This window comes from Micromonospora sp. NPDC049301 (assembly GCF_040678715.1).
Lineage (GTDB): Bacteria > Actinomycetota > Actinomycetes > Mycobacteriales > Micromonosporaceae > Micromonospora.
Genome location: NZ_JBFAQO010000005.1, coordinates 287,731 through 314,418 on the forward strand (window position 1 = coordinate 287,731; position 26,688 = coordinate 314,418).

21 protein-coding genes are annotated in these 26,688 nt (G+C 74.7%); 11 read left to right on the forward strand and 10 right to left on the reverse strand.

Going from position 1 to position 26,688, the window contains the following annotated elements; genetic code table 11:
• The first annotated feature begins 130 nt into the window (after positions 1–130).
• Positions 131–1,957 (forward strand): DUF2079 domain-containing protein, encoded by a 1,827-nt coding sequence (locus tag AB0K07_RS17145; RefSeq protein ID WP_363756068.1) that lies wholly within the window; start codon positions 131–133, stop codon positions 1,955–1,957.
• Positions 1,958–2,055: 98 nt separating this feature from the next.
• Positions 2,056–2,697: a lipoyl(octanoyl) transferase LipB gene (lipB, locus tag AB0K07_RS17150; RefSeq protein ID WP_363756070.1), complete on the forward strand. Its 642-nt coding sequence runs from the start codon at positions 2,056–2,058 to the stop codon at positions 2,695–2,697.
• A gap of 21 nt (positions 2,698–2,718) precedes the next feature.
• Here the strand turns inward: lipB and aspS are convergent, their stop codons facing one another.
• Positions 2,719–4,005, reverse strand: coding sequence for an aspartate--tRNA(Asn) ligase (gene aspS / locus AB0K07_RS17155; protein WP_363756072.1), 1,287 nt, complete (start codon positions 4,003–4,005; stop codon positions 2,719–2,721).
• A gap of 426 nt (positions 4,006–4,431) precedes the next feature.
• Here aspS and lipA point away from each other — a divergent pair, with 426 nt between their 5' ends.
• Together lipA and AB0K07_RS17165 are read left to right on the forward strand one after the other, a co-directional pair.
• The gene (lipA, locus tag AB0K07_RS17160) at positions 4,432–5,454 is read left to right on the forward strand and encodes a lipoyl synthase (RefSeq protein WP_363756074.1); all 1,023 of its coding nucleotides are present in this window, start codon (positions 4,432–4,434) and stop codon (positions 5,452–5,454) included.
• Positions 5,455–5,639: 185 nt separating this feature from the next.
• The gene (locus tag AB0K07_RS17165) at positions 5,640–7,217 is read left to right on the forward strand and encodes a hypothetical protein (RefSeq protein WP_363756076.1); all 1,578 of its coding nucleotides are present in this window, start codon (positions 5,640–5,642) and stop codon (positions 7,215–7,217) included.
• A gap of 27 nt (positions 7,218–7,244) precedes the next feature.
• On the opposite strand, the gene AB0K07_RS17170 is transcribed toward AB0K07_RS17165, so the two are convergent.
• Both AB0K07_RS17170 and AB0K07_RS17175 read right to left on the reverse strand, forming a co-directional pair.
• A complete protein-coding gene (locus AB0K07_RS17170) occupies positions 7,245–10,139 on the reverse strand; it encodes an AAA family ATPase (protein WP_363756078.1) in 2,895 nt (964 codons plus the stop codon).
• A gap of 98 nt (positions 10,140–10,237) precedes the next feature.
• On the reverse strand, positions 10,238–10,408 hold the full coding sequence (locus AB0K07_RS17175; RefSeq protein WP_363756080.1) for a hypothetical protein: 171 nt from the start codon (positions 10,406–10,408) through the stop codon (positions 10,238–10,240).
• Positions 10,409–10,614: 206 nt separating this feature from the next.
• Between AB0K07_RS17175 and AB0K07_RS17180 the strand changes: the two genes are divergently transcribed.
• Complete coding sequence (locus AB0K07_RS17180) at positions 10,615–11,301, forward strand: DUF4191 domain-containing protein (RefSeq protein WP_363756082.1); 687 nt, start codon at positions 10,615–10,617, stop codon at positions 11,299–11,301.
• Between the two features lie 69 nt (positions 11,302–11,370).
• Here AB0K07_RS17180 and AB0K07_RS17185 read toward each other — a convergent pair whose 3' ends face one another.
• Complete coding sequence (locus AB0K07_RS17185; protein ID WP_363756084.1) at positions 11,371–11,766, reverse strand: RDD family protein; 396 nt, start codon at positions 11,764–11,766, stop codon at positions 11,371–11,373.
• 262 nt (positions 11,767–12,028) lie between these two features.
• Here AB0K07_RS17185 and glnA point away from each other — a divergent pair, with 262 nt between their 5' ends.
• From glnA to AB0K07_RS17200, 3 genes are all read left to right on the forward strand, one after another.
• Positions 12,029–13,453: a type I glutamate--ammonia ligase gene (gene glnA / locus AB0K07_RS17190; protein WP_363756086.1), complete on the forward strand. Its 1,425-nt coding sequence runs from the start codon at positions 12,029–12,031 to the stop codon at positions 13,451–13,453.
• A 103-nt stretch (positions 13,454–13,556) separates the two neighbouring features.
• Complete coding sequence (locus AB0K07_RS17195; RefSeq protein WP_363756088.1) at positions 13,557–13,922, forward strand: helix-turn-helix transcriptional regulator; 366 nt, start codon at positions 13,557–13,559, stop codon at positions 13,920–13,922.
• Positions 13,919–14,875, forward strand: a complete 957-nt coding sequence (locus tag AB0K07_RS17200; RefSeq protein WP_363756090.1) for a hypothetical protein — start codon at positions 13,919–13,921, stop codon at positions 14,873–14,875. The genes AB0K07_RS17195 and AB0K07_RS17200 overlap by 4 nt, the downstream gene beginning before the upstream one ends.
• Before the next feature lie 52 nt (positions 14,876–14,927).
• On the opposite strand, the gene mptB (AB0K07_RS17205) is transcribed toward AB0K07_RS17200, so the two are convergent.
• Positions 14,928–16,397: a polyprenol phosphomannose-dependent alpha 1,6 mannosyltransferase MptB gene (gene mptB, locus AB0K07_RS17205; protein WP_363756634.1), complete on the reverse strand. Its 1,470-nt coding sequence runs from the start codon at positions 16,395–16,397 to the stop codon at positions 14,928–14,930.
• Between the two features lie 32 nt (positions 16,398–16,429).
• The gene (mptB, locus tag AB0K07_RS17210) at positions 16,430–17,830 is read right to left on the reverse strand and encodes a polyprenol phosphomannose-dependent alpha 1,6 mannosyltransferase MptB (RefSeq protein ID WP_363756092.1); all 1,401 of its coding nucleotides are present in this window, start codon (positions 17,828–17,830) and stop codon (positions 16,430–16,432) included.
• 44 nt (positions 17,831–17,874) lie between these two features.
• Here mptB (AB0K07_RS17210) and AB0K07_RS17215 point away from each other — a divergent pair, with 44 nt between their 5' ends.
• Positions 17,875–19,500 (forward strand): hypothetical protein, encoded by a 1,626-nt coding sequence (locus AB0K07_RS17215; RefSeq protein ID WP_363756094.1) that lies wholly within the window; start codon positions 17,875–17,877, stop codon positions 19,498–19,500.
• 3 nt (positions 19,501–19,503) lie between these two features.
• Here AB0K07_RS17215 and AB0K07_RS17220 read toward each other — a convergent pair whose 3' ends face one another.
• Both AB0K07_RS17220 and AB0K07_RS17225 read right to left on the reverse strand, forming a co-directional pair.
• Positions 19,504–22,560 carry a bifunctional [glutamine synthetase] adenylyltransferase/[glutamine synthetase]-adenylyl-L-tyrosine phosphorylase gene (locus tag AB0K07_RS17220; protein ID WP_363756096.1) on the reverse strand — a complete coding sequence of 1,019 codons (3,057 nt, stop codon included), beginning with the start codon at positions 22,558–22,560 and terminating at the stop codon, positions 19,504–19,506.
• Complete coding sequence (locus tag AB0K07_RS17225) at positions 22,557–23,327, reverse strand: type 1 glutamine amidotransferase (protein WP_363756098.1); 771 nt, start codon at positions 23,325–23,327, stop codon at positions 22,557–22,559. The genes AB0K07_RS17220 and AB0K07_RS17225 overlap by 4 nt, the downstream gene beginning before the upstream one ends.
• A 143-nt stretch (positions 23,328–23,470) precedes the next feature.
• Here AB0K07_RS17225 and AB0K07_RS17230 point away from each other — a divergent pair, with 143 nt between their 5' ends.
• Positions 23,471–24,406 carry an LD-carboxypeptidase gene (locus AB0K07_RS17230; protein ID WP_363756100.1) on the forward strand — a complete coding sequence of 312 codons (936 nt, stop codon included), beginning with the start codon at positions 23,471–23,473 and terminating at the stop codon, positions 24,404–24,406.
• A gap of 124 nt (positions 24,407–24,530) precedes the next feature.
• On the opposite strand, the gene AB0K07_RS17235 is transcribed toward AB0K07_RS17230, so the two are convergent.
• On the reverse strand, positions 24,531–25,415 hold the full coding sequence (locus AB0K07_RS17235; protein WP_363756102.1) for a virginiamycin B lyase: 885 nt from the start codon (positions 25,413–25,415) through the stop codon (positions 24,531–24,533).
• Positions 25,416–25,646: 231 nt separating this feature from the next.
• Between AB0K07_RS17235 and AB0K07_RS17240 the strand changes: the two genes are divergently transcribed.
• Positions 25,647–26,117, forward strand: coding sequence for a hypothetical protein (locus tag AB0K07_RS17240; protein WP_363756104.1), 471 nt, complete (start codon positions 25,647–25,649; stop codon positions 26,115–26,117).
• Positions 26,118–26,200: 83 nt separating this feature from the next.
• Here AB0K07_RS17240 and AB0K07_RS17245 read toward each other — a convergent pair whose 3' ends face one another.
• Positions 26,201–26,581, reverse strand: coding sequence for a VOC family protein (locus tag AB0K07_RS17245; RefSeq protein ID WP_363756106.1), 381 nt, complete (start codon positions 26,579–26,581; stop codon positions 26,201–26,203).
• Positions 26,582–26,688 lie beyond the last annotated feature (107 nt).

Below are 26,688 nucleotides of genomic sequence, written 5' to 3' on the forward strand. Positions count from 1 at the left end.
CGACGGCCGCTGTGTACGCCGGACGTCGCGCCGTGCCGAAGGACCCCCTCCTCCGCCTCAGGCGATAACAGGAGTCCCCTCCTTGCATGTATGACCGGCCCGTCCAGGTCCGGTTGGTAACGTCCGCTGCGTGCCGTCCTCCCCGTCGCTGGCCACCGGGCCCGCACCCGCGTCACCGCCACGCGCCGCCCGGGATCGCCGGGCCGACCTGATCGTCGTGCTGGTGGCGCTCGCGCTCGCCGTCTGGGTGACCAGTGGGCTGTGGCGGGACCCGAACACGCGCACCATCACCGTCAACTCCAGCGACCAGGCGCTCTTCGAGTGGCTGCTCGCCTTCGGCGGGCACGCGGTCACCCACGGGGACAACCCGCTCTTCACGCACCTGATCAACGTCCCAGACGGGGTCAACCTCGCGGTCAACACCTCGATCACGGTGTACGCGGTGGTCTTCGCCCCGCTGACGTACCTGATCGGGCCACCGGCGACCTTCCTGGTGATCCTCACCCTCAACCTGCTCGCCACCGCGCTGGCCTGGTACTGGCTGCTCTCCCGGCAGCTGGTCCGCAGCCGACTGGCCGCCGGCGTCGGCGGCCTGTTCATCGCCTACTCCCCGGGCATGGTCTCGCACGCCAACGCCCATCTGAACTGGACCGCCGGTTGGCTGGTGCCGCTGCTGGTCTGGCGGCTGTTCGCGCTGCGCCGGCCCGGGCACTGGCTCCGGGACGGGCTGATCCTCGGCGCGCTGGTCGCGCTGGCCTTCTCGATCGCCGCCGAGGGCCTGTTCTTCACCGCGCTCGCGCTCGGCGTGTTCGTCGCCGTCTGGGCGGCGCACCCGGCGCACCGGGCCGAGGCCCGGGCCGCGCTGCCCACCTTCCTGCGTGGGCTCGGGGTGACCGCGGTGGTGGCCGGCGTGCTGCTGTCGTACCCGCTGTGGCTGCACTTCGCCGGCCCGCAGCGGTTCCACGGCACCGGCTTCGACCCGCTGGTCCACTCCGAGGACATCGCCGCGTTCGCCGCGTTCCCGCGCCGCTCGCTGGCCGGCGAGGCCGGACTGGGCACCGCCCTGGCGCCCAACCCGACCGAGGAGAACTCGTTCTTCGGCATCCCCCTGCTGGTGCTCACCGTGGTCTGCTTCGTCGCGCTCTGGCGGCGCGCCGACGCCGCCCGCCGGGCCACCCTCTGGGCGCTCGGCGCCACCGCGCTGATCTTCTCGGTGCTCTCTTTCGGGCCGCTGGCGAAGGTCGACGGGCGGCGCACCGACCTGCCGATGCCGTTCGACGTGCTCGGGCAGTTGCCGGTGATGAACGCCGCGCTCCCCGCCCGGCTTGCCCTGGTGGTCACGCCGGTGATCGGGGTGCTGCTGGCGTACGCCGTCGACCAGTTGCGGAACGATCCGCCCCGGCACCGCTCCGCGGAGCTCGCCTGGGCGCTCGGGTTCGTGGTGGCCCTGCTGCCGCTGGTGCCCACCCCGCTGCTGACCCACGAACGGGAGCCGGTCCCGCGGTTCATCACGGCCGGCACCTGGCGGGAGTACGTCTCCCCGGGCGGGGTGCTCACGCCGCTGCCGCTGGCCGTGGACATCTACCCGGACGGGCAGCGCTGGCAGGCGTACGCGCTGTCGCAGCGGCAGGGTGAGTTCGCCATTCCGGGCGGTTTCTTCCTCGGTCCCGGCGGCCCGGAGGGGCGGGGCCGGATCGGCCCGGTGCCGCGCACCCTGAGCGCGCTGATGGACCAGGCCGGCCGGACCGGGCTGGTGCCGGTCGTCACCGACGGCACCAGGCGGGAGGTCCGCTCGGATCTGCGGCACTGGCGGGTCGAGACGGTCGTCCTCCCCGATCGCGTGCACGGCGCGAAGTTCGACGTCGACGAGGAAGCCGTCCGACGCACCGCCACCGCCCTGTTCGGCGAACCGCAACGGGTCGACGACGTCTGGGTGTGGCGCATCCCGCCGGCCTGACCGTCTGCTCGCCGTCGCCCTGCCGGTCCTCCCCCGGCACACCCTGGTGAGGCGGCTCACCAGCGATCATTGCCGGTCGCGGGATTAGGCTGAGGGGCGTGACGACGACGACCTCCGGCCTGACGGCCGTCCGCGCCGGCCTGCTCGAGTACCAGGCCGCCTGGGACGAGCAGCGCCGGCTGCACGAGTCGGTGGTGGCCGGCGAGCGCGGCGACACCGTGCTGCTGCTGGAGCACCCGAGCGTCTACACCGCGGGCAAGCGCACCGAGCCGTGGGACCGGCCGGTGGACGGCACCCCGGTCGTCGACGTGGACCGCGGCGGCAAGATCACCTGGCACGGGCCGGGGCAGCTCGTCGGCTACCCGATCCTCCGGCTGCCCGACCCGGTGGACGTGGTCGCCTACGTTCGCCGGACGGAGGAGCTGCTGATCGACGTGTGCGCCGAGTTCGGGCTGACCGCCGGCCGGGTCGAGGGGCGCAGCGGGGTCTGGGTGCCCGAGGACGACCGGGGGCCGGCCCGCAAGGTGGCCGCCATCGGCATCCGGGTCGCCCGGGGCGTCACCCTGCACGGCTTCTCGATCAACTGCGACTGCGACCTGACGTACTTCGACCGGATCGTGCCGTGCGGCATCCGCGACGCCGGCGTCACCTCGCTCACCGCCGAGCTGGGTCGCCCGGTCACCGTCGCCGACGTGCTGCCGGTGGTCGAGCGCCGGCTGTCCACCCTGACCGAGGTCTGAGCGCACAGCCGGCGTCCTGTCTTACGGCGTGAGGCGGTGCAGGTCGCGCGGGAACGCGGTGACCTCCCGGATGTTCGCCGCGCCGACCAGGCGGGCCACGAAGCGCTCCAGGCCGATGGCGAAGCCCCCGTGCGGCGGCATGCCGTGCTGGAACGCGTCCAGAAAGCCGGCGTACGGCTCGACCGGCTCCCCCCGGGCCGCCAGCGCCGCCAGGTAGTCGGCGTGCCGGTGCAGGCGCTGCCCCCCGGTGACCAGCTCCAGGCCGCGGAAGAGCAGGTCGAAGCCGTTGGAGTGGGCCGGCCGGGCCGGGTCCGGGTGGGTGTAGAACGGCCGCTTCGCCATCGGATAGCCGGTGACGAAGAGGAAGTCCGACCCGTGCTCGCGGCGGGCCCACTCCCCCAGCGCCCGTTCGTGGGCGGGCGCGAGGTCCGGCTCGTCGGCGGGCGCGCCGGCGATCGTCAGCGCCTCCGTGAAGTGCACGGCCGGGATCTGCGCCGGCACGGCCGGCACGTCGACGCCGAGTGTGGCCAGCGCGCCCCCGGCCCGCTCGCCCACCGTGCCCAGCATCCCGGCCAGGGTGTCCCGCAGCACGGCCATCACGTCGCGGTGGTCGGTGACGAAGCCCAGCTCCACGTCGAGCGAGGTGTACTGCGCGAGGTGCCGGACGGTGTCGTGCGGCTCGGCCCGGAAGACCGGCCCCACTTCGTAGACGCGTTCGAAGACGCCGACCATCAGTTGCTTGTAGAACTGCGGCGACTGGGCCAGGTACGCGGGCCGGCCGAACCAGTCCAGCGCGAACACGTTCGCCCCGCTCTCCGTGGACGAGCTGACCACCTTCGGCGTGTGGATCTCCACGAAGTCGCGGGCGTCGAGGGCGGCCCGGAACCCGGCCACCGCCGCCGCCGAGACGCGCAGCGCGGCGGATCGGGTGGGGTGGCGCAGCGCGGTCGGCGCGTTGTCGAGCTGGGTGGGCAGGCTCGCGGTGAGCGTCGGCCGGTAGAGGTCGAACGGCGGCGGCACGGCGGGCGGGCCGAGCGGACGTACCGTCGGGTCGGTCACCTCCACCCCGGCGGGCGCCGTGGCGTTCGCGGTAGCCGTGCCGACCACCTCGACGACGGTCTCCTCGGTGAGTTTCTCCAGCTCGGCACGGGTTTCCGGGTCGGTGACGACGACCTGGGCCAGGCCGCCGGCGTCCCGCAGGATCAGGAAGGCCACCGACTTCAGGAGACGGCGGCGGTGCACCCAGCCGGCGATCCGTACGGTCGCGCCGACCCGGGCGGGCAGGTGGTCGGACAGGGTTCGTTGCATGGCGGGCTGCTCCTCGGTCGATCGCCACGCCGTCGCCGCCCTGGGGTGGCGAAAGCGTCGCATCAGCCCCAGGGAGGTGTGGGCGAGCGGGAACCTCGCGGTGCCACCACACCTTCGCCCCCGCCGGAGCGGGGGCCTCGTTCGTCGCCTGGTGACCGGGGCCAGCCGGGCGGGCTCTACTGGGCACGGGGTGACCCGCAACCGTTCTTCCCGCAGCTCGGGAGGGTCTTCGCGCACCGGCGCCAGACCGCCTCTCAGCACCGGCGGCTCTCTGCACTGGCGGGTCGGGCGCTACTCGGCTCCGTCATCGCTGTTGGCGGTGACGGTAACACCCGATCCCCGCGGATGTGACGCCGATTTCGAGCCGTCGGTGTCCGGCGTCACAACAACCACGGCGTGACGCCGGTCGCCCGACCCACATAGACGGTGGCCGTCGGGCGTAGGCTCGTTTTCGTGACGATCGAGCACTCCGCGCCGACGACCGGCCAGGCAGCGCGCACCGCAACGGCCGCCCCCGAGGGGCGGCGTCTGCTGCGGATCGAGGCGCGCAACGCCGAGACGCCGATCGAGCGCAAACCGCCATGGATCAAGGTCAAGGCCAAGATGGGCCCGGAGTACACCCAGCTGCGCGGGCTCGTCTCGCGCGAGGGGCTGCACACCGTCTGCCAGGAGGCCGGCTGCCCCAACATCTACGAGTGTTGGGAAGACCGCGAGGCCACCTTCCTGATCGGCGGCGACCAGTGCACCCGGCGCTGCGACTTCTGCCAGATCGACACCGGCAAGCCGGCCGAGTTCGACGCCGACGAGCCCCGCCGGGTCGCCGAGTCGGTGGTGTCGATGGGGCTGCGCTACGCCACCATCACCGGCGTCGCCCGTGACGACCTGCCCGACGGCGGTGCCTGGCTGTACGCCGAGACCGTTCGGCAGATCCACGCTCTGCAGCCGGGCTGCGGCGTCGAGCTGCTGATCCCCGACTTCAACGCCGTCCCCGAGCAGCTGGCCGAGGTCTTCGGCTCCCGCCCGGAGGTGCTGGCGCACAACGTGGAGACGGTGCCGCGCATCTTCAAGCGGATCCGGCCGGCGTTCCGCTACGACCGCTCGCTGGACGTGATCCGGCAGGCCCGCGCGGACGGCCTGGTCACCAAGAGCAACCTGATCCTGGGCATGGGCGAGGAGCGGGCCGAGGTTTCGCAGGCGCTGCGCGACCTGCACGAGGCCGGGTGCGAGCTGATCACCATCACCCAGTACCTGCGCCCCTCGCCCCGGCACCACCCGGTGACCCGCTGGGTCAAGCCGGAGGAGTTCGTGGAGCTGCGCGAGGAGGCCGAGGAGATCGGCTTCGCCGGGGTGATGAGCGGGCCGCTGGTGCGCTCGTCGTACCGGGCTGGCCGGCTCTACCAGCAGGCCCTCGACGCCCGCGCCGCCGCACCGGTCGGCACCGCCGGCTAAACCCGTACCGCCGGCTAACCCGCACCGACGGCGCTGACGCCCGGACCGTTCACGTCCGGGCTGACGGCGCCGACGCCCTCGCCGCGCCTGGTAGCGCCGGTACCCGCGTGCCGTGATCGGCTCACGGCTGCCGCCGCATATCGGAGGCCGCGCGCCAATTACCGCGCTTCGCCCGTTATGTACAGGTGCTGGTGTCTGTGCAACGGGTGTCGCCACCCGTCCGGCGGTCGCGGCTGCCCGAAATCCTCACCGTGCCCGCCCTCGTCGCGGGTGTCGGCTATCGCCTCGCACTACTGGGCCACGCGGCGCCGCCGACGAACAGCGACGAGGCCACCATGGGGTTGGCCGCGCTGCACATCGCCCGGGGTGAGGGCTTTCCGGTCTGGTTCTACGGCCAGCAGTACATGGGCACGCTGGAGGCGTACCTGGCCGCACCCGTGTTCGCCCTGACCGGCGGGCCGTCGCTGCTCGGCCTGCGGCTGCCCACACTGGCGCTGTACGCGGTGTTCCTGCTGCTGGCCTGGCGGTTGACATTGCGGCTGACCGGGGACCGCTGGTTCGGGCTGCTGGTGGTGGCGCTGCTCGCCCTCGGCTCCGATCGGGTGGTCAAGAACCAGCTGATCGCCGGCGGCGGCTATCCCGAGATGAACGCGGCCGGGGTGGCGCTCGCCCTGCTCGCCCTGGATCTGGCCACCGGACGGCCGGGTCGGCGGCTGGTGCGCTGGGCGGCGTGGGGGTTCCTGGCCGGCCTGATGCTCTGGGTCGACCCGCTGGTGCTGCCGTACGTCCTCGCCACCGGCGGAGTGCTGGTCGCGTTCTGCCGGCGGGAGCTGCGCGGAGCGGCCGGCGTGCTGCTCGGGGCCGCCACCGTGCTGGGCGCGGCCCCGCTGCTGGCGCACAGCCTGCTGACCGGGCGGATCCCCCTGAGCGCGATGCTCGCCGCCAGCGGCGCGGACGCCACCACGGGCTGGGCCGAGCGGCTGCACGGCGGGCTGCTGCTCGGCCCACCGCTGGGCATGGGCTTCTGCGCGCCGGGGCGGTGCGCCACCTGGCAGCTGTGGTGGGCGCTCGCCCTGCCGGTGCTGCTGGCCGTCGCCGCCGGGACCGCCTGGCGAGTGCTGCGCCGGTCGCCCACCGCTGGACCGTCGCCTCTGGCCTCGGCGGCGATGCGGCTGGCTCTGGTGCTGGCCGCGGTGGCCACCCTCGGCACGTACACCGTGAGCAGCGCCGCCGGGCTCACCCCGGTGGAGAGTTCCCGCTACCTGTCCTGCCTGCTCATCTCCCTGCCGGCACTGCTCTGGCCGGTGTGGACGGTGGCCCGGAACGGGGGCGGCTGGACCGTCGCCCGGCCGGTCGCGCTGGTCGTGCTCGCCGCCACGGTGGGCACCACCGCCCACGCCACCTGGCGGGTGGCGCAGACCGCCCCGGCGACCCGGGCCGTCGAGGCCCGGCACGCCGAGCTGGTGACCACGCTGCGCCATCTCGGCGTACGGCAGGTGCGCGCCGGCTACTGGACCTGCAACCGGCTCACCTTCGCCAGCGCGGAGGAGGTGGTCTGCGCGGTCGTCGACGACAGGCTGCGCCCCGGTCTCGACCGCTACCCCGCGTACCGGCGGGAGGTCGAGGGCGCGACGGCGCCGGCCTGGATCGCGCCGACCGGGTCGCCGATGGCGGCCCGGCTCGACGACCGGCTGCGCGCCGCCCCGGACAGCCTGGACGTGGTCACCCTCGACGGCTGGCGGATCTACCTGCCGCGCACCTGAGGGTGGGCCGACCGGCCCACGCGCTGGTCAGCGGGGTGCGGCGGGCTCGGCGAGCAGACCGAGGCGGTGGGCCAGGGCGGCGGCCTCCCCCCGGTTGGTCACGCCCAGCTTGGCGATGATCCGGGACACGTGGACGCTGGCCGTCTTCGGCGAGATGAACAGGCGCTCGGCGATCCGGCTGTTGCTGTGCCCCTCGGCGACCAGCCGCAGCACCTCCCGTTCCCGCGAGGTCAGCAGGTCGGCGCCGGGCCCCGCCTGGCCCGCCCCGCGCAGGCCGACCCGGCGGGCCAGGGTGGCGGCCGCCTCGGCCAGCGGCGGCGCGCCCAGCCGGCGGGCGATCTCGGTGGCCTCGGTGACCGCCTCCGCCACCTCGTCCCGCTCTCCCGCGGCGGCGGCCGCCTCGGCCAGCGCCAGCAACGCCCGACCCAGCGGGTACGGCTGCCCGTCGGCCCGCCACGCGTCCACCGCCGTTCGCCAGGCCGGCAGCACCCGCTCGGCGGTCGCGAGCAGGGCGGTGACCTGGGCGGCGTGCGCCCGCGCGGCCGGATGCCGAGCGGGCAGGTCGGCGGCGAGCGCCGCGACGGCGGCCGCCAGCTCCCGGTCCCCGACCCGGGCGGCGGTACGCGCGACGGCACTGAGCACCGGCCAGCCCTCGCGGGGCAGCTGTGGCAGGCTCTGATCGGCCAGCGCGACGCGGGCCGCCCGGACCGCCTCGACCTTGTCGTCGGCGGCCAGCGCGGCCTCGATCGCCAGCTCGTGCAGGGGCAGCCGGTGGTTCGGCCACAGGTACGGCCGGCCGAGGAAGGCCAGCGCCCGGCCGACCAGCTCGTCGGCGGCCGGGTGGGCACGGGCCAGCCGCAGCCCGGCGCCCAACTGGAGCCAGTGCAGCCCGGTGACGCCGGACAGGTCGATCCGGGCGGCCTCCGCGCACACCGCCTCCGCCTCGTCCCACCGGCCCAGCGCGATCAGCGCCTCGGCCCGGTTGCTCAGCAGGTACGCCCCGGTGGAACGGCTGATCCCCACCCGCCGCGCCTCGGCCACGCCGGCCTCGGCCGCCTGCGCGGACTCGGCATAGCGGCCCAGCTCGCAGAGCACGTCCGATCGGTACACCATGGCGATCACCAGGGCCGGCGAGTCCCCTGCCGCGCGGGCGACGGACTCGGCCTCGCGCAGCTCCGCAAGCCCCCGCTCCAGGTCGCGCTCGCCGTGGCAGAGCAGGGCGATCCGGGTGGGCAGCAGGGCCCGGGTCTCGCCGAGCGCCTCGGCGTCCGTGACGGCCTCGGCGGCGACCCGCGCCGCCTGCTGCGGGTCGATCTTGACGAGGTGGGCGGCGATGTCGGCGAGCAGTCGCACCCGCTCCACGCCGGTCGGGCCGCCCGCCGCCAGCCGGTACGCCTCACGCAGCTCGCTGTTGCCGTCGCTCTTGCCGAGCAGGGCCAGCAGTCGGCCCCGCTGGTCCAGCAGGCGGGCGGCACGCAGGGGCGCGGCGTCGGCGTCCACCTCGGCCAGCCCGGCCCGGGTCAGCGTGATCGCGCGGCTGAAGTCGCCCGCGGTGACCGCCGCGTCCAGGGTCTGCTCCAGCAGCGCCAGGTGGTCCATGCCCAGCCGGTCGGCGGCGTCGGGCACCAGCTCCCACAGCTCCAGCACCCGTTCCAGCAGCCGGCGCTGCTCCGCGTAGGCGTACCGGTCGGCGGCGGCGCAGGCGGCGGCCCGCGCGGCGACCAGCGCCCGGGGGTGGTCGTTGGCGGCGTACCAGTGATGGGCTACCTCGGCCGGGGCCCGGCCCTCCGCGACCAGGTGCGGGTGGGCCTCGATCGCGGCGGCGAACCGGGCGTGCAGCCGGGCGTGCTCTCCCGGCAGCAGCTCGTCGTGCACGGCCTCGCGCACCAGCGCGTGCCGGAACTCGTAGTCGGCGTCCCGGGCCACCACGAGCTGGGCGGCGACGGCGGCGCGCAGCGCGTCCTCCAGCTCCGCGTCGGGCAGCCCGGCGACCTCGGCGAGCAGGTCGTGGGCGAAGCGGGTGCCGCCCGCCGCGGCGATGCGCAGCACCCGCTGGGCCGGCTCGGGCAGCCGGTCCACCCGGGCCAACAGCAGGTCGCGCAGCGTCTCGGGTAGCGCGGCGCACCCGAGCGGGTCGCCCGCGACGGTCAGCTCCTCGATGAAGAAGGGGTTGCCCTGGGTGCGGTCGTGGATGTCGTCGACGGCCCGGGCGGCCGGCTCGGCACCGAGGAGGTCGGCGAGGATCGCGGCGGTGCCGTCGCGGTCCAGCCGGCCCAGCTCGACCCGCTCGACGCCACGGGCCCGGTCCAGCTCGGCGAGGAACGCGCGCAGCGGGTGCCCGCGCTGCAACTCGTCGGTGCGGTAGGTGTTGACCAGCAGCAGCCGGCCCGGCCGGGCGGCCCGGACCAGGAAACCGATCAGATCCCGGGTGGAGCGGTCCGCCCAGTGCAGGTCCTCGATCACCAGCACCAGCGGCCGGACGTCGGCCAGCCGCTGGAACAGCTCGGCGACCAGGTCGAACAGATAGCCGCGCGGAGCGTCGGTGAGCGGCACGGCGGCCGGCGCGGCCAGCCCGGCCGACACCCGGCCCAGCTCCGGCAGCAGCCGGGCGAACTCCGCCTCGTACCCGGCGAAGACATCCGCGCCGTCGGCGCGCAGCACCGCGCGCAGGGCGGCGGCGAACGGGGCGAACGGCAGACCGGCCTCGCCCAGCTCCAGGCACTGGCCGACCAGGACCCGGGCGCCGCCGTCGGTGGCCCAGCCCGCGAACTCCTCCAGCAGCCGGGTCTTGCCCACGCCCGCCTCGCCACCGACCAGCACGGTGCTCGGCTCCCCGGCCCGGGCCCGAGCCAGCGCGGACCGCAGTGCGGCGATCTCGCGCTGGCGGCCGACGAGGACGGAGCTGGCGGCACGTACGGTCACGGGGTCGAGCATGCCATGACGAGCCCGGCCGCCGGCCCCGCCGATCGGCTGGTGACCGAGCGGCGGGGCCGGCGGCTGGACGGGTGGGGCGGGGGCGCTCACCGGCGGTCGTCGCCGGTGCGGCGGACCTGCTGGCGCCGGCCCAACCAGCTGCGGCCGGCGGGGCGGGACACCGAACGGGCGAGTCGTTCGGCCGCCACCTCGGCGCGCAGCTCCGCGGCGTGACTGCGGTGCAGGGAGAGCAGGAATTCTGCGTCGTTGCCGAACATGTCGGGCTCCTTCGTGACGTCGTCATCTTCTGCTGATGACTCTTCGCGCGAAGGCCCCACCGGGGCATGGGCACACCGCCTCATCTTCCGCGGCGCCACCCTCCTTACCCGCCGGCCCGGGAGGCGTACGGCGACGTAAGGTACTCAGCCGGCCGGCACCCGGACGCGGATCAACGGGGCGGGCGGGGCCCACTAGACTCTGGGGCATGGCAAAGCCCCAGGAGAAGGTCTCGTTCGGCCAGCGGCTGAAGCAGATCGGGATGGTGTTCCAGTTCACCGCCAAGCAGGACCGGTGGTTCGCGCCGCTGGTGGCCGCCGCGGTGCTCCTCCCGCTCGCCCTCACCGTGGTCGCGGTCATCCTCTGGAGCTGGATCTGGCTGCCGCTGGGCATCCTGTTCGCCCTGCTCGCGGTGCTGATCGTGCTCAACCTGCGGTCCAACAAGGCGATGATGAACGCCGCCGAGGGGCAGCCCGGCGCGGCGGCGCAGATCATGGAGAACATGCGCGGCGACTGGCGGGTGACCCCGGCCGTCAGCTCCACCACCCAGATGGACATGGTCCACCTGGTGATCGGCCGGCCCGGCGTGATCCTGCTGGCCGAGGGCAACCCGCAGCGCGTCCGCGGTCTGCTCGGGCAGGAGAAGCGGCGGCTGGCGAAGGTGATCGGCTCCGCGCCGCTGCACGACTACGTGATCGGGCAGCAGGAGGGCGAGCTGCCGATCCGCAAGCTGCGCACGACGCTGCTGCGGCTGCCCCGGGCGCTCAGCGGCAAGGACGTCAACTCGCTGGACAAGCGGCTCAAGGCGCTCACGGCCCGGCCGCAGATGCCCAAGGGCGCGATCCCGAAGAACATGCGGCCGCCGGGCGGCTCGTTCCGCCAGTCGCGGCGCTGACCTCTGCGGCGTACCCCCGAAAGAGCCGGACCCGTGCGGGCCCGGCTCTTTCGTGTTCGGCGTGTGCGGTCAGCGCGGGGCGTCGACGATGACCGAGTCGGTGAGCCGGTCGTGCAGGCCGCGCCGGTGCTCGTCCATGATCAGCGCGGGGACGACGAGCGCGAGCAGCAGGCCCCGGGCCAGCCCCCGGAACAGTCCGATCCGGCCCCCGTCGCGCCAGTTCACGCAGCGGATCTTCGTGATGTACATGCCCGGCGTCTGGGCGAACAGGCCGAGGAAGAGGCCGTACTCGGCGATCAGCACCAGCACCGGGGCCCAGCCGTCGCGCACCGGGTCGGCGAAGATGTTGGCCACCAGCAGGCAGAGCACCCAGTCGATGATCAGTGCCCCGAACCTCCGACCCAGGCTCGGCGGAGTGAAGGTGGGGTCGGCGGCCGGCGCTGCCGGGGCGTGCGGGTTGGTCACAGCGGTCAAGGGTATCGGGGCCGGGTCGGAGGCTTCCGGGTGCCGCCTCCCGCTGCGTGCCGAATTGGGCCAATCGCATCAGATGTCATTACACTGGCACAGTCGGTACGCGTTCAGGGGCCGGCGGAGAACGGTGGCGGAGCCTGGCTGACGCTCCGCGAGGGACGTAACACGGCAGAAACACAGGAGACACGGCCGGGCAACCGCCTGGTCATAGCGTCGCCAGAAGCCCAGCCACCCCGTGGACGTGCCAGGAGGACGTGTGTTCGCCAATCCCGAGGAACTGCTGCGATACCTCAAGAACGAGGACGTGAAGTTCGTCGACGTACGTTTCTGTGACCTGCCCGGCGTGATGCAGCACTTCAACCTGCCGGTCGAGTCCGTCAACGACGACCTGTTCACCGACGGCCTCGCGTTCGACGGTTCGTCGATCCGCGGTTTCCAGGCGATCCACGAGTCGGACATGCTCCTGCTCCCGGACGTCGCCACCGCGTTCATCGACCCGTTCCGCGCGCAGAAGACCCTCGCGCTGAACTTCTTCATCCACGACCCGTTCACCCGCGAGGCCTACAGCCGCGACCCGCGCAACGTGGCGAAGAAGGCCGAGGCGTACCTGGCGGCGAGCGGCATCGCCGACACCGCCTACTTCGGCGCCGAGGCGGAGTTCTACATCTTCGACTCGATCCGCCACGAGACCTCGGCGCACCAGTCGTTCTACTACATCGACTCGATCGAGGGCGCCTGGAACACCGGCCGCGAGGAGCCGGGCGGCAACCGCGGCTACAAGACCGCCTACAAGGGTGGCTACTTCCCGGTTCCGCCGGTCGACCACTACGCCGACCTGCGTGACTCGATCGTGCGCCGGCTCGTCGACACCGGCTTCAACGTGGAGCGCTCGCACCACGAGGTGGGCACCGCCGGCCAGTCCGAGATCAACTACCGGTTCTCCACCCTGCTGCACGCCGGCGACCAGCTCCAGCTCTTCAAGTACATCGTGAAGAACGAGGCCTGGGCCAACGGCAAGACCGCGACCTTCATGCCCAAGCCGCTGTTCGGCGACAACGGTTCCGGCATGCACACCCACCAGAGCCTCTGGCTCAACGGCGAACCCCTGTTCTACGACGAGACCGGCTATGCCGGCCTGTCCGACATGGCCCGCTGGTACATCGGTGGCCTGTTGCACCACGCGCCGTCGCTGTTGGCCTTCACCAACCCGACGATCAACTCGTACCGCCGCCTGGTGCCGGGCTTCGAAGCGCCGGTCAACCTGGTCTACTCGCAGCGCAACCGCTCCGCCTGCACCCGCATCCCGGTGACCGGCAGCAACCCGAAGGCCAAGCGCGTCGAGTTCCGCGTCCCGGACCCGTCGGCAAACGTCTACCTGGCCTTCTCGGCCATGATGATGGCCGGCCTGGACGGCATCAAGAGCAAGATCGAGCCGCCGACGCCGATCGACAAGGACCTGTACGACCTCCCGCCGGAGGAGTGGGGCGACGTCAAGCAGGTGCCGGGCTCGCTGCCGGCCGTGCTCGACTCGCTCGAGGCCGACCACGACTACCTGCTCGACGGCGGCGTCTTCACCCCCGACCTGATCTCCACCTGGGTCGACTGGAAGCGGGCCAACGAGGTCGACCCGGTGCGCCTGCGCCCGACCCCGCACGAGTTCGCCATGTACTACGACTGCTGAGCAGTCGCTCGATCACCGGCCGGGCCGGCTCCGCGATCGCGGGGCCGGCCCGGCGGCTTTATAACGCCCCCCGCTATACCTTCGGATCCGATATATTACGGCCATGGATACACCGCTGCGGGAACCCACCTTCCTGATCCTCACCGCGCTTGCCGCCGAGCCGATGCATGGCTACGGGCTGATCCGCGAGGTCGCCGTCCTCTCCGACAATCGCGTGTCGCTCCGCCCCGGGACGCTGTACGGGGCGCTCGACCGGCTGGTCGACGCCGGTCTCGTCGAAGTCGACCGGGAGGAGGTGGTGGACAGCCGGCTGCGCCGCTACTACCGGCTCTCCCCTGCCGGTGACGCCACCCTGAGCGCCGAGACCGAGCGGCTACGTCGCAACGTCGAGGCGGCCACCACCCGGCTCGCCGACCGGGCTCGCGCCGCCCGACCGATCACCCCGCGAGTAGCCGGAGGGCTGGCATGACCGATCTTGAGCGTCGTTACCTGTGGCTGCTGCTCGCCTACCCCGCCGACTACCGGCGCTCGCGTGGTGCCGAGATCGTCGGCACGTACCTGGACCTGGCCGCGCCGGATCGCCGCTGGCCCTCGCCAGCGGACGCCGTGGACGTCCTGCGCGGCGGGCTCCGCCAGCGGGTTCGCGTCACCGGAGCGGCCGACCTGGTGCCGGGTGTACGCCTCGCGGCCGCCCTGGCCCTGGTCGCCGCCACCTCCCTGGCCGGGGTCTGGATGGTGCTGGAGCTACGCCCCGCGCCGGCCGGTTTCGGCGAGCCGACCGCCGGGCCGTTCGTCTCGCTCGGCATCGTGGCGTGGACCGGCTGGCTGCTCGCCGCCGTGGTGCATGCCCTGACACCCGGCCGGTGGTCCCGGCGCGCGGTCGCGGTCGCGCTGCTCCTCACGGTCGCACTCGTCCCGGCCGCCGCACTCACCGGTCTGCCGCGCCCGCCGCTGTTCGTGCTGCTGCCGCAGATCGGGTTGGGCCTGGTTGCGCTCGGCGCATCCGACGGACTGCCGGCGACGCTGCGGGCGGTGCCGCTGCTGGCCGCCAGCGGCACCGGCCTCATGGGGACGACTCTGCTGTCTCCGAGTGTGTTCGCGTCGAGCTACCACACCTGGACGGTTGTTCCGATCCTGCCGAGCGCCGCCGTGGCGGTGCTCGCCGTGGCGGTGCTGCTCGGCGCGGGGCTGGCACTGCGGAGCGACCTCCGGGGCGGCTGGGCCGTCCTGATCCTGCTCACCCCGGTGGGTCTGCTGGCCCTGCACCCGCTGGCGGGGGCGTTGGACAGCGTGCCGGCCACGGTCGTCCCGAGCTGGGCGGCGCTCGCCGCGACGGCTGTCCTGGTCGCGCTGGTCGGCCCCGCACTGCTGCCGCTGGCGCTCGCCATGCGCTCCCGGTGGACGCGGGCGGTCGGCGCATGACGGCCTCTCCTCGACCTGCCCGGCTCGCCGCTCGCGCCGGCGCAGCGACCACCTAGGGGCGGCGCAGGCGCAGCACACCCCGGACGGCCAACGCCAGCAACAGGGCGGTCATCGCCAGAGCGCCGGGGGCCTTGGCGAAGCGGGCCAGGTTGGTGCCGTCGGGCAGGGCGAGGAAGGCCGCCACCGCGACCGGCAGCACGAACCACGTCGTCCGTACGGCGGTGAGCGCCAGCAGCGCCAGCGGCCAGGTCGCGTACCAGGGGTGGAAGACCGGGGACAGGACAACGGTGGCGGCCAGGGCCAGGCCGGCACCGTGCAGCGCGACCCTGGGCCGGGCCGAGACCTGCCCAGCCCAGGGCTGCCGCCCGTGGTCCAACCGCCGCAGCTCCCGCCAGGCCCGCCACCAGAGGATCGCCAGCACGACCGCGAGCAGTAGCAGCGCCACCGCCCGGATCGCCGGTACCGCCTGCGGGTCCCGCCCGGCCAGCCCGCCGGCGTAGTCCACCACCAGGCCGACGGCGGTGGGCGGCGACGTCCACTGCTCGGAGTCTCCGCTGCGGGTCAGCCCACCCACCCAGCCGAACCCGAGACCGGGCAGCGCCGAGGTGACCAGCAGCGCGGCCACCAGCCCGGCGGCCAGCCGGCCGCCGTCGCGCAGCAGCGCCCGGACGGTGTACCGGCCGTGCACCGCGGCCAGCGCGGCGAACGGCACCACCACCACGGCGCTCGCCTTCACGGTCACGGCCAGTCCGAGCAGCGCCCCGGCGAGCAGCAGCGGCACCGGCCGGCCCGGCCGGCGGACCACGATCAGCAGCCCGCACAGCAGCAGACCCAGCATCAGCGCGTCGTTGTGCGCCCCGGCCACCAGGTGCACCCCGACCAGCGGTGCGGCCAACGTCAGCCAGGCGGCCCGTCGGGTCGGCACGCCCGCCGCGCGGGCCAGCCCGGGCAGGCAGAGCGCGGCCAGCAACAGCCCCGCCACCGCGATCACCCGCAGCAGCACGATCGCGCCGGTGAGCCCGCCGCCGAGGCCGACCGCGAGCGCCGCCAGCAGCACGAAGACCGGCCCGTACGGGGCGGGGGTGTCCCGCCAGATCGGTGCCACCGCGTCCAGCCACGGGCAGCCCGCCGCCGCCACCGGAGTCGCGTACGGGTCGAGGCCCTGCGCGTACGTCCAGCCCTGGCAGGCGTACGAGTAGACGTCCCGGCTGCCCAGCGGCGGCGCGACCAGCAGCGGTAGAACCCACAGCCCGGCGGTGACGTACGCCCAGCGGCCCGACGGCGCACCGGCGCGCAGTGACCACCAGGCCCCTACCAGCAGCGCCGTGCCGACCAGCCAGCAGGTCAGCGTCGCCTGGCCGCCCGGGGAGTGCCAGATCGACACCGGCGTCGCGCCCAGCGGGGAGTCGGGCAGCGCCCCGCCGAGATACCCGGCCACGGTGAGCAGGATCGCGCCGGCCAGGCCGGCGTAGCGGGCGACGCGCGGGCCGGGTGCGGCGGCGGATCGGGGTGGGGCGGGCACGGCGCCGGGATCGGTCACCGGCGCACCTTCCCTCAGTCGGCGGCGACCGGCTGACGGGCCGCCCGAGCCGACCGTACCAACCGGATGACCAGCACGATCACCAACAGCGTCATCAGCGGCGCCCCGACCGACTTGGTGAACCTGGGCAGCCCGGTGCCGTCCGGCAGCACCAGGAACGACGAGACCAGGGCCACCACGGTGAACCATCCGGTTCGCCGGGCGGTCGCCGCGAGCACGGCCAGCGGCCAGATCCAGTACCAGGGGTGGTACAGGGGCGCCAGGGCGACCGTGGCCGCCAGCGCCAGGGCGGCGTGCCACAGCGGCTCCCGGGTGCGGGCCCGCCACCAGAGCCAGACCAGCAGCAACGCCAGCACGGCCATGCCGATCCCCCGGGTCGCCGGCAGCGCGTCGACGTGCCCGCCGAAGGGCACCGCCAGGTAGCCGACGGTCTGCCCGACCGCCGTGGACGGCGAGGTCCAGGCGATCACGTCGCCGCCACGGGCCAGCCCACCGACCCAGCCGAAGTCCAGCCCGGCGGCGAAGGTCACCCCGACCACGACGGCCACCGCGCCGCCGACCACCCACCCGCCGTGCCGGATCAACGCCCGGATCGAGTACCCGCCGACGATCGCGGCGAGGGCGGCGAACGGCACCACGACCAGCGCGGTCACCTTGATCGCGGCGGCGAGCCCGAGCAGCACTCCACCGGCGAGCAGCGGGCCGGGGCGGCCCGGTCGGGAGGCGATCACCGCCAGCCCGGCGACCAGCAGGCCGACCATCAGGGCGTCGTTGTGCGCGCCGGAGACCAGGTGCACGGCGACCAGCGGGCAGGCCAGCGCCAACCAGATCGCCCGACCGGCCGGTACGCCGGCCCGCCGGGCCAGCACCGGCAGGCTGACCGCGGTGAGCGCCACCCCGGCCACCGCGATCAGCCGGAACGCCACGATCGCGCCGGTGAGCGACCCGGTCGCCGTGACCACCGCGCCGGAGAGCACCACGAACAGCGGGCCGTACGGTGCCGGGGTGTCCCGCCAGATGTAGGAGATGGTGTCCAGCCAGGGGCAGGGCAACGCGGAGACGCCCTGCTCGTACGGGTTGAGCCCGGCGGCGTAGCTGGCGCCCTGGCAGGCGTACGCGTAGACGTCCCGGCTGGCCAGCGGCGGCGCGATCAGCACCGGCAGCAGCCAGAGCCCGACGGTCACCAACGCCCAGCGGGTCGACGACACCTTCTCGCGCAGCGCCCACCAGGCACCGGCCATCAGCGCGGTGCCGACCAGCCAGAGGGCGATGACAAGCGGCCCGTTCGGCCCCTGCCAGATGCTGACCGGGGTGGGGCGCAGGGGTGAGCCGGGCAGGGCGCCGCCGAGGAACGCGGCGACGGCGAGCAGCGCCGATCCCGCCAGTCCGGTCCAACGCGCGAGGTGGTGAGGCACGCCCGACATGCTGCCAGTACGGTGGTCGCGGTACGGAGGTGGGCATGCGGCGCAGTCGGGTGGTGGCGGTGGCCACCGGTTCCGCCGCCGTGCTCGGCGCGCTCTGGCTGACCCTGCCGCTGATGGGGTCGGATCTCGCCGCGCAGGTGGCCCGGGCCGACTTCTTCGCCGCCCACGGTCCGACCCCGGTGGACCTGCGCTGGTACGGCGGGGTGCAGCAGTTTGGCTACAGTCTGCTGTCCCAGCCGGTGATGGCGCTGCTCGGCGTGCGGGTGACCGGCGCGCTGGCGCTGGTGGCGTCGGCCGCCGCGCTGGCGGCGCTGCTGGTGCGTGGCGAGGTGCCCCGACCCCTGCTGGGCAGCCTGGTTGGGGTGGTCACGCTGGCCGGCAACCTGGTCTCCGGCCGAGTCACCTACGCCCTCGGCGTGGCGTTCGGGCTGGCGTCCCTGCTCGCTCTCACTCGACGTGTACCCCCTGGCCGGCGGCGTTCGGCCTGGTGGCGGCTCGGGCTCGCCGCGGCCGGGGCGCTGCTGGCCTCGGCGACCAGCCCGGTGGCCGGCCTCTTCGTCGGCCTCGCCGGCGTCGCGCTGCTGCTCACCCGCCGGTACGCCGACGGCCTGGCACTCGGGGTCGCGGCGGCCGTACCGCTGGCCGCGACCGCCCTGCTTTTCGGTGACGGCGGCTGGATGAACATCAGCCGCACCGACGCGCTGCGCGCGGTGGTGACCAGTCTGGTGGTCGCCGCGCTGGTGGCGTACCGGCCGGTGCGGGTCGGCGCGTTGCTCGCCGCGGCCGGGGTGCTCGCCGCCGCCCTGGTGCATACTCCGGTGGGGTTGAACGCGACCCGGCTGGCGACGATGTTCGCGCTGCCGCTGCTGGCCGCCGCCGCCCGCCCACCGGCCCGGCTCCCCGCCCGGCTGACCCGCCGGTCCGCCCCGTCCGACGACGCGGTCCCGCGCACCGCGCGGCGGGCCCGGGTGCTGGGCGGCGTCGGCCTGACGGCGCTGCTGGTGGCGGTCTGCGTCTGGCAGCCGCCGGTGGTCCCCGCCGACCTGCGCAGCATCGGCGACCCGACCAGCGCGCCGGGTTACCACGCGCCGCTGCGCGCGTTCCTGGCCGGGCAGCGGCTGACCGGCCGGGTCGAGGTGCCACCGACCCGCAACTACTGGGAGGCGGCCCGCCTCGGCGAGGTGCCGCTGGCCCGGGGCTGGCTGCGGCAGGCCGACATCGACCGCAACCCGCTGTTCTTCACCACGGTGCCCGGAGCGGCCGGCACCGGCGTGCCGCTGACCGCGGCCAGCTACCGGGAGTGGCTGACCGAGAACGCCGTGCAGTACGTGGCGCTGCCGGACGCCCCGCTGTCCTGGGTGGGGCGGGCCGAGGCGGAGCTGGTCGAGGGCGGGTTGCCGTACCTGACGCCGGTCTGGTCCGGCCCGCACTGGCGGGTCTGGGCGGTGGCCGACCCCTCGCCACTGGTCGCCGCTCCGGCCGAACTGGTCCGCGCCGACGGCGCGACGGTGACCTTCCGCGCCCCGAGCGCCGGCCCGGTGGCCGTCCGCGTCCGGCACAGCCGGTGGCTGGCCGCGTCCGGCGGCGCCACGGTCATGGCCGCCGGGGAATGGACGACCGTCACCGTCCCCCGCCCCGGCGAGTACACGCTCGGCAGCTGACGCTCACGCCTCCAGCACGCGCTGGGCGGCGGCACGGGAGCGGCGGCCGGTGCGCAGGTACTCGTCGAGGAACTCCCCCGGGTCGTCCCTGCCGAGCAGCTCCACCACCCCGGCCAGCTCGACCCCGTGCCGGGGCAGTTGGTCGCCGGCACGGCCACGGACCAGCATCAACGCGTTACGGACCTGCGCCGCCAGCGACCAGCCGGCGGCCATCTCCGCGGCGTCCGCCGGGTCGATCAGGCCGGCCTTCTCGGCGGCCGCGAGCGCGTCGAGGGTACGCGTGCCGCGCAGCGCCGGGACCCTGCCGGCGTGCCGGAGCTGGACGAGCTGCACCGCCCACTCGACGTCGGCCAGCCCGCCACGGCCCAGCTTGGTGTGGGTGGCCGGGTCGGCGCCGCGGGGCAGCCGCTCGGTCTCCACCCGGGCCTTGATCCGGCGGATCTCGACGATCTGCTCGCGGGTGAGCCCCTCGGCCGGGTAGCGCACCGGGTCGATCATCGCCTCGAACTCGGCGCCCAGGTCGGCGTCGCCGCAGACGAACCGGGCGCGCAGCAGCGCCTGCGCCTCCCACACCCGCGACCAGCGGGCGTAGTACTGGGCGTACGCGGCGAGGCTGCGCACCAACGGGCCTTGCCGGCCCTCGGGGCGCAGGTCGGCGTCGACGCCGAGCGGCGGGTCGGGAGCGGGCATGCCGAGCAGCCGGCGCAGCTCCTCGGCGATCGCGTGGGCGGCGGCGCTGGCCGCGCTGTCGGCGCTCCCATCGGGCGGGTCGTAGACGAAGAGCACGTCGGCGTCGGAGAGGTAGTTCGACTCGTACCCGCCGAGCCGGCCCATACCGATCACCGCGAACCGCAGTCCGGGTGGCGCCGGCTGGCTGGCCTCGGCGGCCCGCAGCGCCGCGGCCAGGGTGGCGTCGGTGACGTCGGCGAGCGCCGTGCCGACCGCGGTGATGTCGGCCAGCCCGAGGGCCTGCCGGTTCCCGCCGTCCGTGCGGGTGGGGGTGGGCGCGAGCGAACCGGCCCGGCAGAGCACGTCGGCGCAGGCCACCCGGACCAGCTCCCGGCGGCGCAGGGCGCGCACCGCCCGGGTGGCCTCGACCGGGTCGGTGTGCCGGGCCGCCGCCGCGAGGAACCCGTCCCGGAGCACCTCGCGCGGGCGGGGCACCAGCTCGTTCTCCTCGGCCAGCAGCCGCAGCGCCTCCGGGTCCCGGGCGAGCAGGTCCGCGACGTACCGGGAGAGGGCGAGGACGCGGGCCAGCCGCCGGGCGACCGGGCCACCGTCGCGCAGCAGCCGCAGGTACCAGGGGGTGCTGCCGAGCTTGTCGGAGAGCGTGCGGTAGTTGAGCAGCCCCCGGTCCGGCTCGGGCGCGTCGGCGAACTCGCTGAGCAGCACCGGCAGCAGGGTCCGCTGGATGGCGGCGGTGCGGCTCACCCCGCCGGTGAGGGCCTGGAGGTGACGCAGCGCCCCGGCGGGGTCGGCGAAGCCGAGGATCTCCAGCCGGCGCCGGGCCGCCTCCGGGGTGAGCCGCAGCCCGTCGGCCGGCACCCGGGCGACCGACTCCAGCAGCGGCCGGTACAGCAGCTTGGCGTGCAGCCGGCGTACCTCGGCGGCGTGGGTCACCCACTCGGCCCGGAAGGCCTCGACGGCGCTGCGCCCCGGCGTGGCCGTGTAGTCCAGCGCGGCGGCGAGCCAGCGCAGCGCGGCCGGCTCGGTGGGCACGGTGTGGGTGCGGCGCAGGCCCTGCAACTGGAGCCGGTGCTCGACGGTGCGCAGGAAGCGGTAGCCACGCAGCAGCGCCTCGCCGTCGGCACGGCCGACGTAGCCGCCGGCGACGAGCGCCCGCAACGCCGGGATGGTGCCGGGTACGCGCAGCGTCTCGTCGACGCGACCGTGCACGAGCTGCAACAGCTGCACGGCGAACTCGATGTCGCGCAGCCCGCCGGGACCGCGCTTGATCTCGCGCTCCAGCTCCTTCGGCGGGATGTTGTCGATGATCCGGCGCCGCATCGCGCGGACGTCCTCGACCGCCTCCGGCCGTTCCGCCGCCCGCCACACCAGCGGCGCGAGCTGGTCGATCCACTCCTGGGCCAGCGGCAGGTCACCGGCGGCCGGACGGGCCTTGAGCAGCGCCTGGAACTCCCAGGTGCGCGCCCACCGGCGGTAGTAGGCCAGGTGGCTGGCGAGGGTCCGCACCAGCGGCCCCCGGTTGCCCTCCGGACGCAGCGCCGCATCCACCGGCCAGGCGACCAGCCCGCAGATGTGGATCAGCCGGGTCGCCACCATGGTGGCGGCGGAGAGGTCGACGTCCTCGGCCGCCACGAAGATCACGTCCACGTCGGAGACGTAGTTCAGCTCGCCGCCGCCGCACTTGCCCATCGCCACCACGGCCAGCCGGGGCCGCGCGGTGCCCTCCGGCAGCTCCGCGACCGCGATCTCGTACGCCGCGGCCAGCGTCGCGTCCGCCAGCGCGGAGAGCGCCGCCATGGTCTGCTCCAGGCCGCGTCCGCCGGTCAGGTCGGCCGCCGCGATCCGCAACAGGGCCAGGCGGTACGCGGACCGCAGCACCGCCACCGGGTTGCCGTCGCCGATCAGCTCCAGCCGGCCCTCGGCGGTGGGCGCGAGCCCGTCCGGGGCGGTGCGCAGCGCCGCGTGGTGCTCGGGGTGGGCGACCAGGTGGTCGCCGAGCGCCGCGGAGGCGCCGAGCACCGCGATCAGCCGCCGCCGCAACCCCGGATCGGCGTGCAGCTCCGCGAGCAGCGGCGACCCGGCGAGATCGCCGTCGCCGACGGTCGTCGCGCTGGATGCGGTGCCGCCGCTGGTACGGCGTTCCGCCTCGACGATGCGGTGCAGCTGACGCAGCGCCAGGTCCGGGTCTGCGGCCCGGGACAGCGCGGCGAGCAGCTCCGCGGCCTGCTCGTCGACCGGCTCCTGATCGGCCGGCCGCCACAGCCGCAGCCCGTCCGGGCCGAGCAGGTCGGCGGCGCGCGCCCCGCCGTCGCCCTCAGCGGTGCCGAAGCCGTACCGGGCGAGCCGGCCCGGTGCCCTGGTCGGCCGGCTCATCCGTGCCCGAGCAGCGGCAGGCCACGCCGCGTGGTGCTGTCGTCCAGCTCGCCGAGGGCCAGCGCGGCGAACCGGGCGGCGAACGGCTGCCAGACCTCCTCGATGTCGACCATGACCGAGGCGCAGGCCGCTATCACCAGCTCCGGGTCGTAGCCCAGCTCGGCGAGGGCGGCCGAGTCGGCTGCCCAGTCGGCGATCATCGCGGTGTCGCACTCGATGTGGAACTGCAGCCCCCACGCCCGGTCGCCGAGCCGGAACGCCTGGTTCGGGTAGCGGGTGGAGGCGGCCAGCAGGGTCGCGCCCCGGGGCAGCTCGGTGATCTCGTCGTAGTGCCACTGGAGCACGTCCGGGATCAGCGGCACGTACCGGAACAGCGGGTCGTTCTCGGCGGCGTCCCGCCGGCCGACCACGCCGGGGCCGATCTCCGGCCCGGACGGGCTCCGCTCGACCAGCCCGGCGTGGGCGGTGGCGAGCAACTGCGCGCCCAGGCAGACGGCCAGGGTCGGCACCCGGTGCCGGACCGCCTTGCGCAGCAGACCTTCCACCGCCGGGAACCAGGGTGCGCCGGGCGAGCCGTCCGGCAGCGGGTACGCCTGCTGCTCGCCGCCGAGCACCACGAGCGCCGCGTACCCCTCGAGGTCGGCGGGGAGCTCGTCGCCGGCGTGCGGGCGGACCACCCACAGCTCCAGCCCGGCCTCGGTCAGCCACTCGCCCAGTCGGCGCAGGTCGTCCGACGGGTCGTTCTCGATCACCAGCGCGGTTGCCACCCGTCGAGGCTAGCCGGTGCGCCGTCGGGCGCCACGCCCCGCCACGGCCCCTTGCCCTCCCCGCCGCCACCGTGCCCCCGGCCGCCCGGACAGCGGACCGTGTCCCCGGCCGCCGGGACAGCGGGTCGATAGGCTCTGCGGTTGTGATCAGCGAGGACCTGACCGTCGTCCGCCCGCCCGCGCTGCGCCCGGGTGACACGGTGCTGCTGGTGTCGCCGTCCGGGCCGACGTCGCCGGAGCGGGTTGCCCGCGGGATGGAGCTGCTCACCGGCTGGGGCCTGCGACCGGTGCCGGCGCCGAACGCGTACGCCCGGCAGGGCTACCTGGCCGGTGCGGACGAGCTGCGCGCCGCCGACCTGAACGCGGCGTTCGCCGACCCGCAGGTGCGCGGGGTGATCTGCACCCGCGGTGGGTACGGCGCCCAGCGGGTGGTGGACGCCATCGACATGGCCGCGGTCCGCCGCGACCCGAAGGTGGTGGCCGGGTTCTCGGACATCACCGCGCTGCAGTTCGCGCTGTGGCGGGGCGCCCGGCTCGCCGGGGTGCACGGCCCGGGGGCGGCCTGGCGGGATGAACGCACCCCGCTGCGCTCGGCCGAGTCGCTGCACGCCGCGCTGATGACGACCGAGCCGGTGACGGTCACCGCCGTGGCCGGCGAGGAGACCTGTCCGGTACGCGTTCCGGGTCGGGCCACCGGCACCCTGCTCGGCGGCAACCTGTGCATGATCGCCGCGTCGATCGGCACACCGGACCTGCCCGACCTGACCGGGGCGGTGCTGTTGATCGAGGACGTGCAGGAACCCCCGTACAAGGTCGACCGGATGCTCACCCACCTGCGCCGGGCCGGCGCGCTGGACGGGTTGGCCGGGGTGGCGGTCGGGCAGTTCACCGACTGCGCCGACGCCTGGGAGACCACGATCGTCGACGTGCTCGGCGAACGCCTCGGTGACCTCGGCGTCCCGGTGCTCGGTGGGCTGCCGATCGGCCACGGCCCCGGTCAGCTCACCGTCCCGGTCGGCACGCCGGCCACCCTCGACACCGAAACAGCCACCCTGACCGTCCAACCCGCCGTCACCTAACCCCCACCCCCACCCCCCACCCCCCCCGCCCCCCGCTACCAGGCGGTGATCATGAGGTTGGCGGGACGGCTGCCTGCCGTTCGGCCCGCCAACCTCATGATCACCGGACCGTTGGCGGCCCGGGTCAGGGCGTCAGTTGGGCCAGGTGGCCGGTTTCCAGGGCGGCGTGGACGGTGCCGTCGAGGGTGACAGTGAGGCCGTGCGGCTCGGAGTTCGGGGTGGGCAGCTCGTAGGTGTCGACGCGGCCGGTCGGGTCGACGTGGCCGATCCGGTTGCCGGCCCACTCGGTGAACCAGACGCCGCCGGCCGGGTCGGCGACGATGGCGTGCGGCCGGGCCGACCGGTCCGGCAGCGGGTACTCCTCGATCCGGCCGTCCGGGGTGATCCGGCCGACCTGACCGGCCGCGATCTCCACGAACCAGAGCGCCCCGTCCACGCCCGCGGTGATGCCGACCGGCGCGGCGCCCCCGGTGGGCAACGGGTGCACCCGGACGCCGCCATCCATGCCCACCCGGGCGATCGCGTTCCCCTGGTTGAGGGTGCACCAGACGGCGCCGTCCGGCCCGGCCGCCACCATCGAGGCGTACGCCCCGGAGACCGGCAACGGCACCTCGGTGACCACGCCGTCGGTACTCACCCGTCCGACGGTGTCTGAGCTCATCCCGGCGTACCAGAGGGCGCCGTCCGGGCCCGCCGCGATGCCGCACGGGCCGGTGCCGGCCGGCAGCGCGACCTCGCTCTGCTCCCCGTCGGTGGTGATCCGGCCGACCCGGTCGTCCCCGGAGCGGGTGAACCAGAGCGCGCCGTCCGGACCGGGAGTGACGATCAGTGGCCGGCTGCCCGGCCCGCCGGCCGGCCAGCGTCGGACCGAACCGTCCACGTCCACCCGGGCGATCGCGCCGGCGTGGACCAGGGTCAGCCAGAGCGCGCCGTCGGGGCCGGTGGTGATGCCGTACGGCCCGGCCTGCGGGTCGGTGATCCGGAGTTCCCGGACCGGGGTGGACGTCACGAGGGGTGCCTTTCCGTCGATGGGATCGCGGTCGACGGGCCCGCACGGCTCGGGCCAGCGGGGCACGACGAGGACCCACCCTCACCCACCGGGCGTGCCGAGGCAACCGGTTTGTCCGACTCCGCGGCCCGGATTGCCAGCTGGGGGACAGCTTCGGCACGGGTTCCACCCAGCCGGACTGGTCACTGTCGGTGACGACATCGCAGCACCACCGAGCATCTGGAGGAGAGCATGTCCCGCACCATCCGCAAGAAGCACCTGCTGGCCGGCCTGGCCACCGCCGGCGTCCTCGGCGTGGGGATCGCTGCCCCGACGATCGCGTTCGCCGCGGACGCCACGCCGACGCCGAGCGCCAGCAGCACCACCGACGGTCCGGGCGCGTTGAAGGCCGACCGGCAGGGCGAGTTCGCCGAGGCGCTCGCCAAGGAGCTGGGCGTCCCCACCGACAAGGTGACCGCCGCGCTGGAGAAGGTCCGCGAGCAGCAGCGTGCCGACCGGCCGGAGCGCCCCTCCACCGAGGACCGGCAGGCCGCGCTCAAGGAGCGACTGGACCAGGCGGTCAAGGACGGCAAGCTCACCCAGGAGCAGGCCGACGCGATCACCAAGGCCGTCGAGGCCGGTGTCTTCCCCGGCCCGGGCGGCCACCGCGGGCCGGGTGGTCACGGCGGTCACGGCGGCCCCGGCGGTACGGCCGGCAAGTGACCGTCGGCGGCCCCGCCCTCTGAGGGCGGGGCCGCCGGGGCGTCGTCAACGCGCACGGCCGCGCGCCGCCACCGGCCGGCCCGTCAGGCGGTCGCGGCCGGCGGGGGTGTGAACACGCCGACGCGGTTGCCCGCCGGGTCGAGCAGGTGGGCCAGGGTGAGCCCGCTCGGCGCCGTCCGCGGCGGCACCAGCACCTTGCCGCCGGCCGCCTCGGCCCGCCGGCAGGTCTCGTCCACGTCGGCGACCTCGGCGTAGAACACCGCGTAGTTCGGCGCCGTCCCGCCGGTCGCCCGGATCGCCCCACCGATCCCGGAGTCGCCACCGGCCCCGGTCACGCGGTAGGACCCTCCGTCGGCACTGCCCTGCTCCTCGAACGTCCAACCGAACAGCTCGCCGTAGAAGCTCTCCGCCTCCTCCGGCCGGTCCGTGCCGATCTCGAACCAGGTGATGGGCGTCGTGGACATGTGCTGCCTCCAGTTTTCCGTGCCGGCCGTTGCGCCGTCGTCTGGAGCAGTCTCGGGGCCGTCCGCGACACCGTCCTGTCGGTGTTTCCGCGTCACCCCGACGGGGT

Coding starts and splice junctions, on each gene's coding strand:
- aspS (WP_363756072.1), bottom strand. CDS start 4,005: ATGCAACGAACCCTGTCCGACCACCTGCCCGCCCGGGTCGGCGCGACC.
- AB0K07_RS17175 (WP_363756080.1), bottom strand. CDS start 10,408: ATGTTCGGCAACGACGCAGAATTCCTGCTCTCCCTGCACCGCAGTCAC.
- AB0K07_RS17180 (WP_363756082.1), top strand. CDS start 10,615: ATGGCAAAGCCCCAGGAGAAGGTCTCGTTCGGCCAGCGGCTGAAGCAG.
- AB0K07_RS17195 (WP_363756088.1), top strand. CDS start 13,557: ATGGATACACCGCTGCGGGAACCCACCTTCCTGATCCTCACCGCGCTT.
- AB0K07_RS17200 (WP_363756090.1), top strand. CDS start 13,919: ATGACCGATCTTGAGCGTCGTTACCTGTGGCTGCTGCTCGCCTACCCC.
- AB0K07_RS17215 (WP_363756094.1), top strand. CDS start 17,875: ATGCGGCGCAGTCGGGTGGTGGCGGTGGCCACCGGTTCCGCCGCCGTG.
- AB0K07_RS17220 (WP_363756096.1), bottom strand. CDS start 22,560: ATGAGCCGGCCGACCAGGGCACCGGGCCGGCTCGCCCGGTACGGCTTC.
- AB0K07_RS17240 (WP_363756104.1), top strand. CDS start 25,647: ATGTCCCGCACCATCCGCAAGAAGCACCTGCTGGCCGGCCTGGCCACC.
- AB0K07_RS17245 (WP_363756106.1), bottom strand. CDS start 26,581: ATGTCCACGACGCCCATCACCTGGTTCGAGATCGGCACGGACCGGCCG.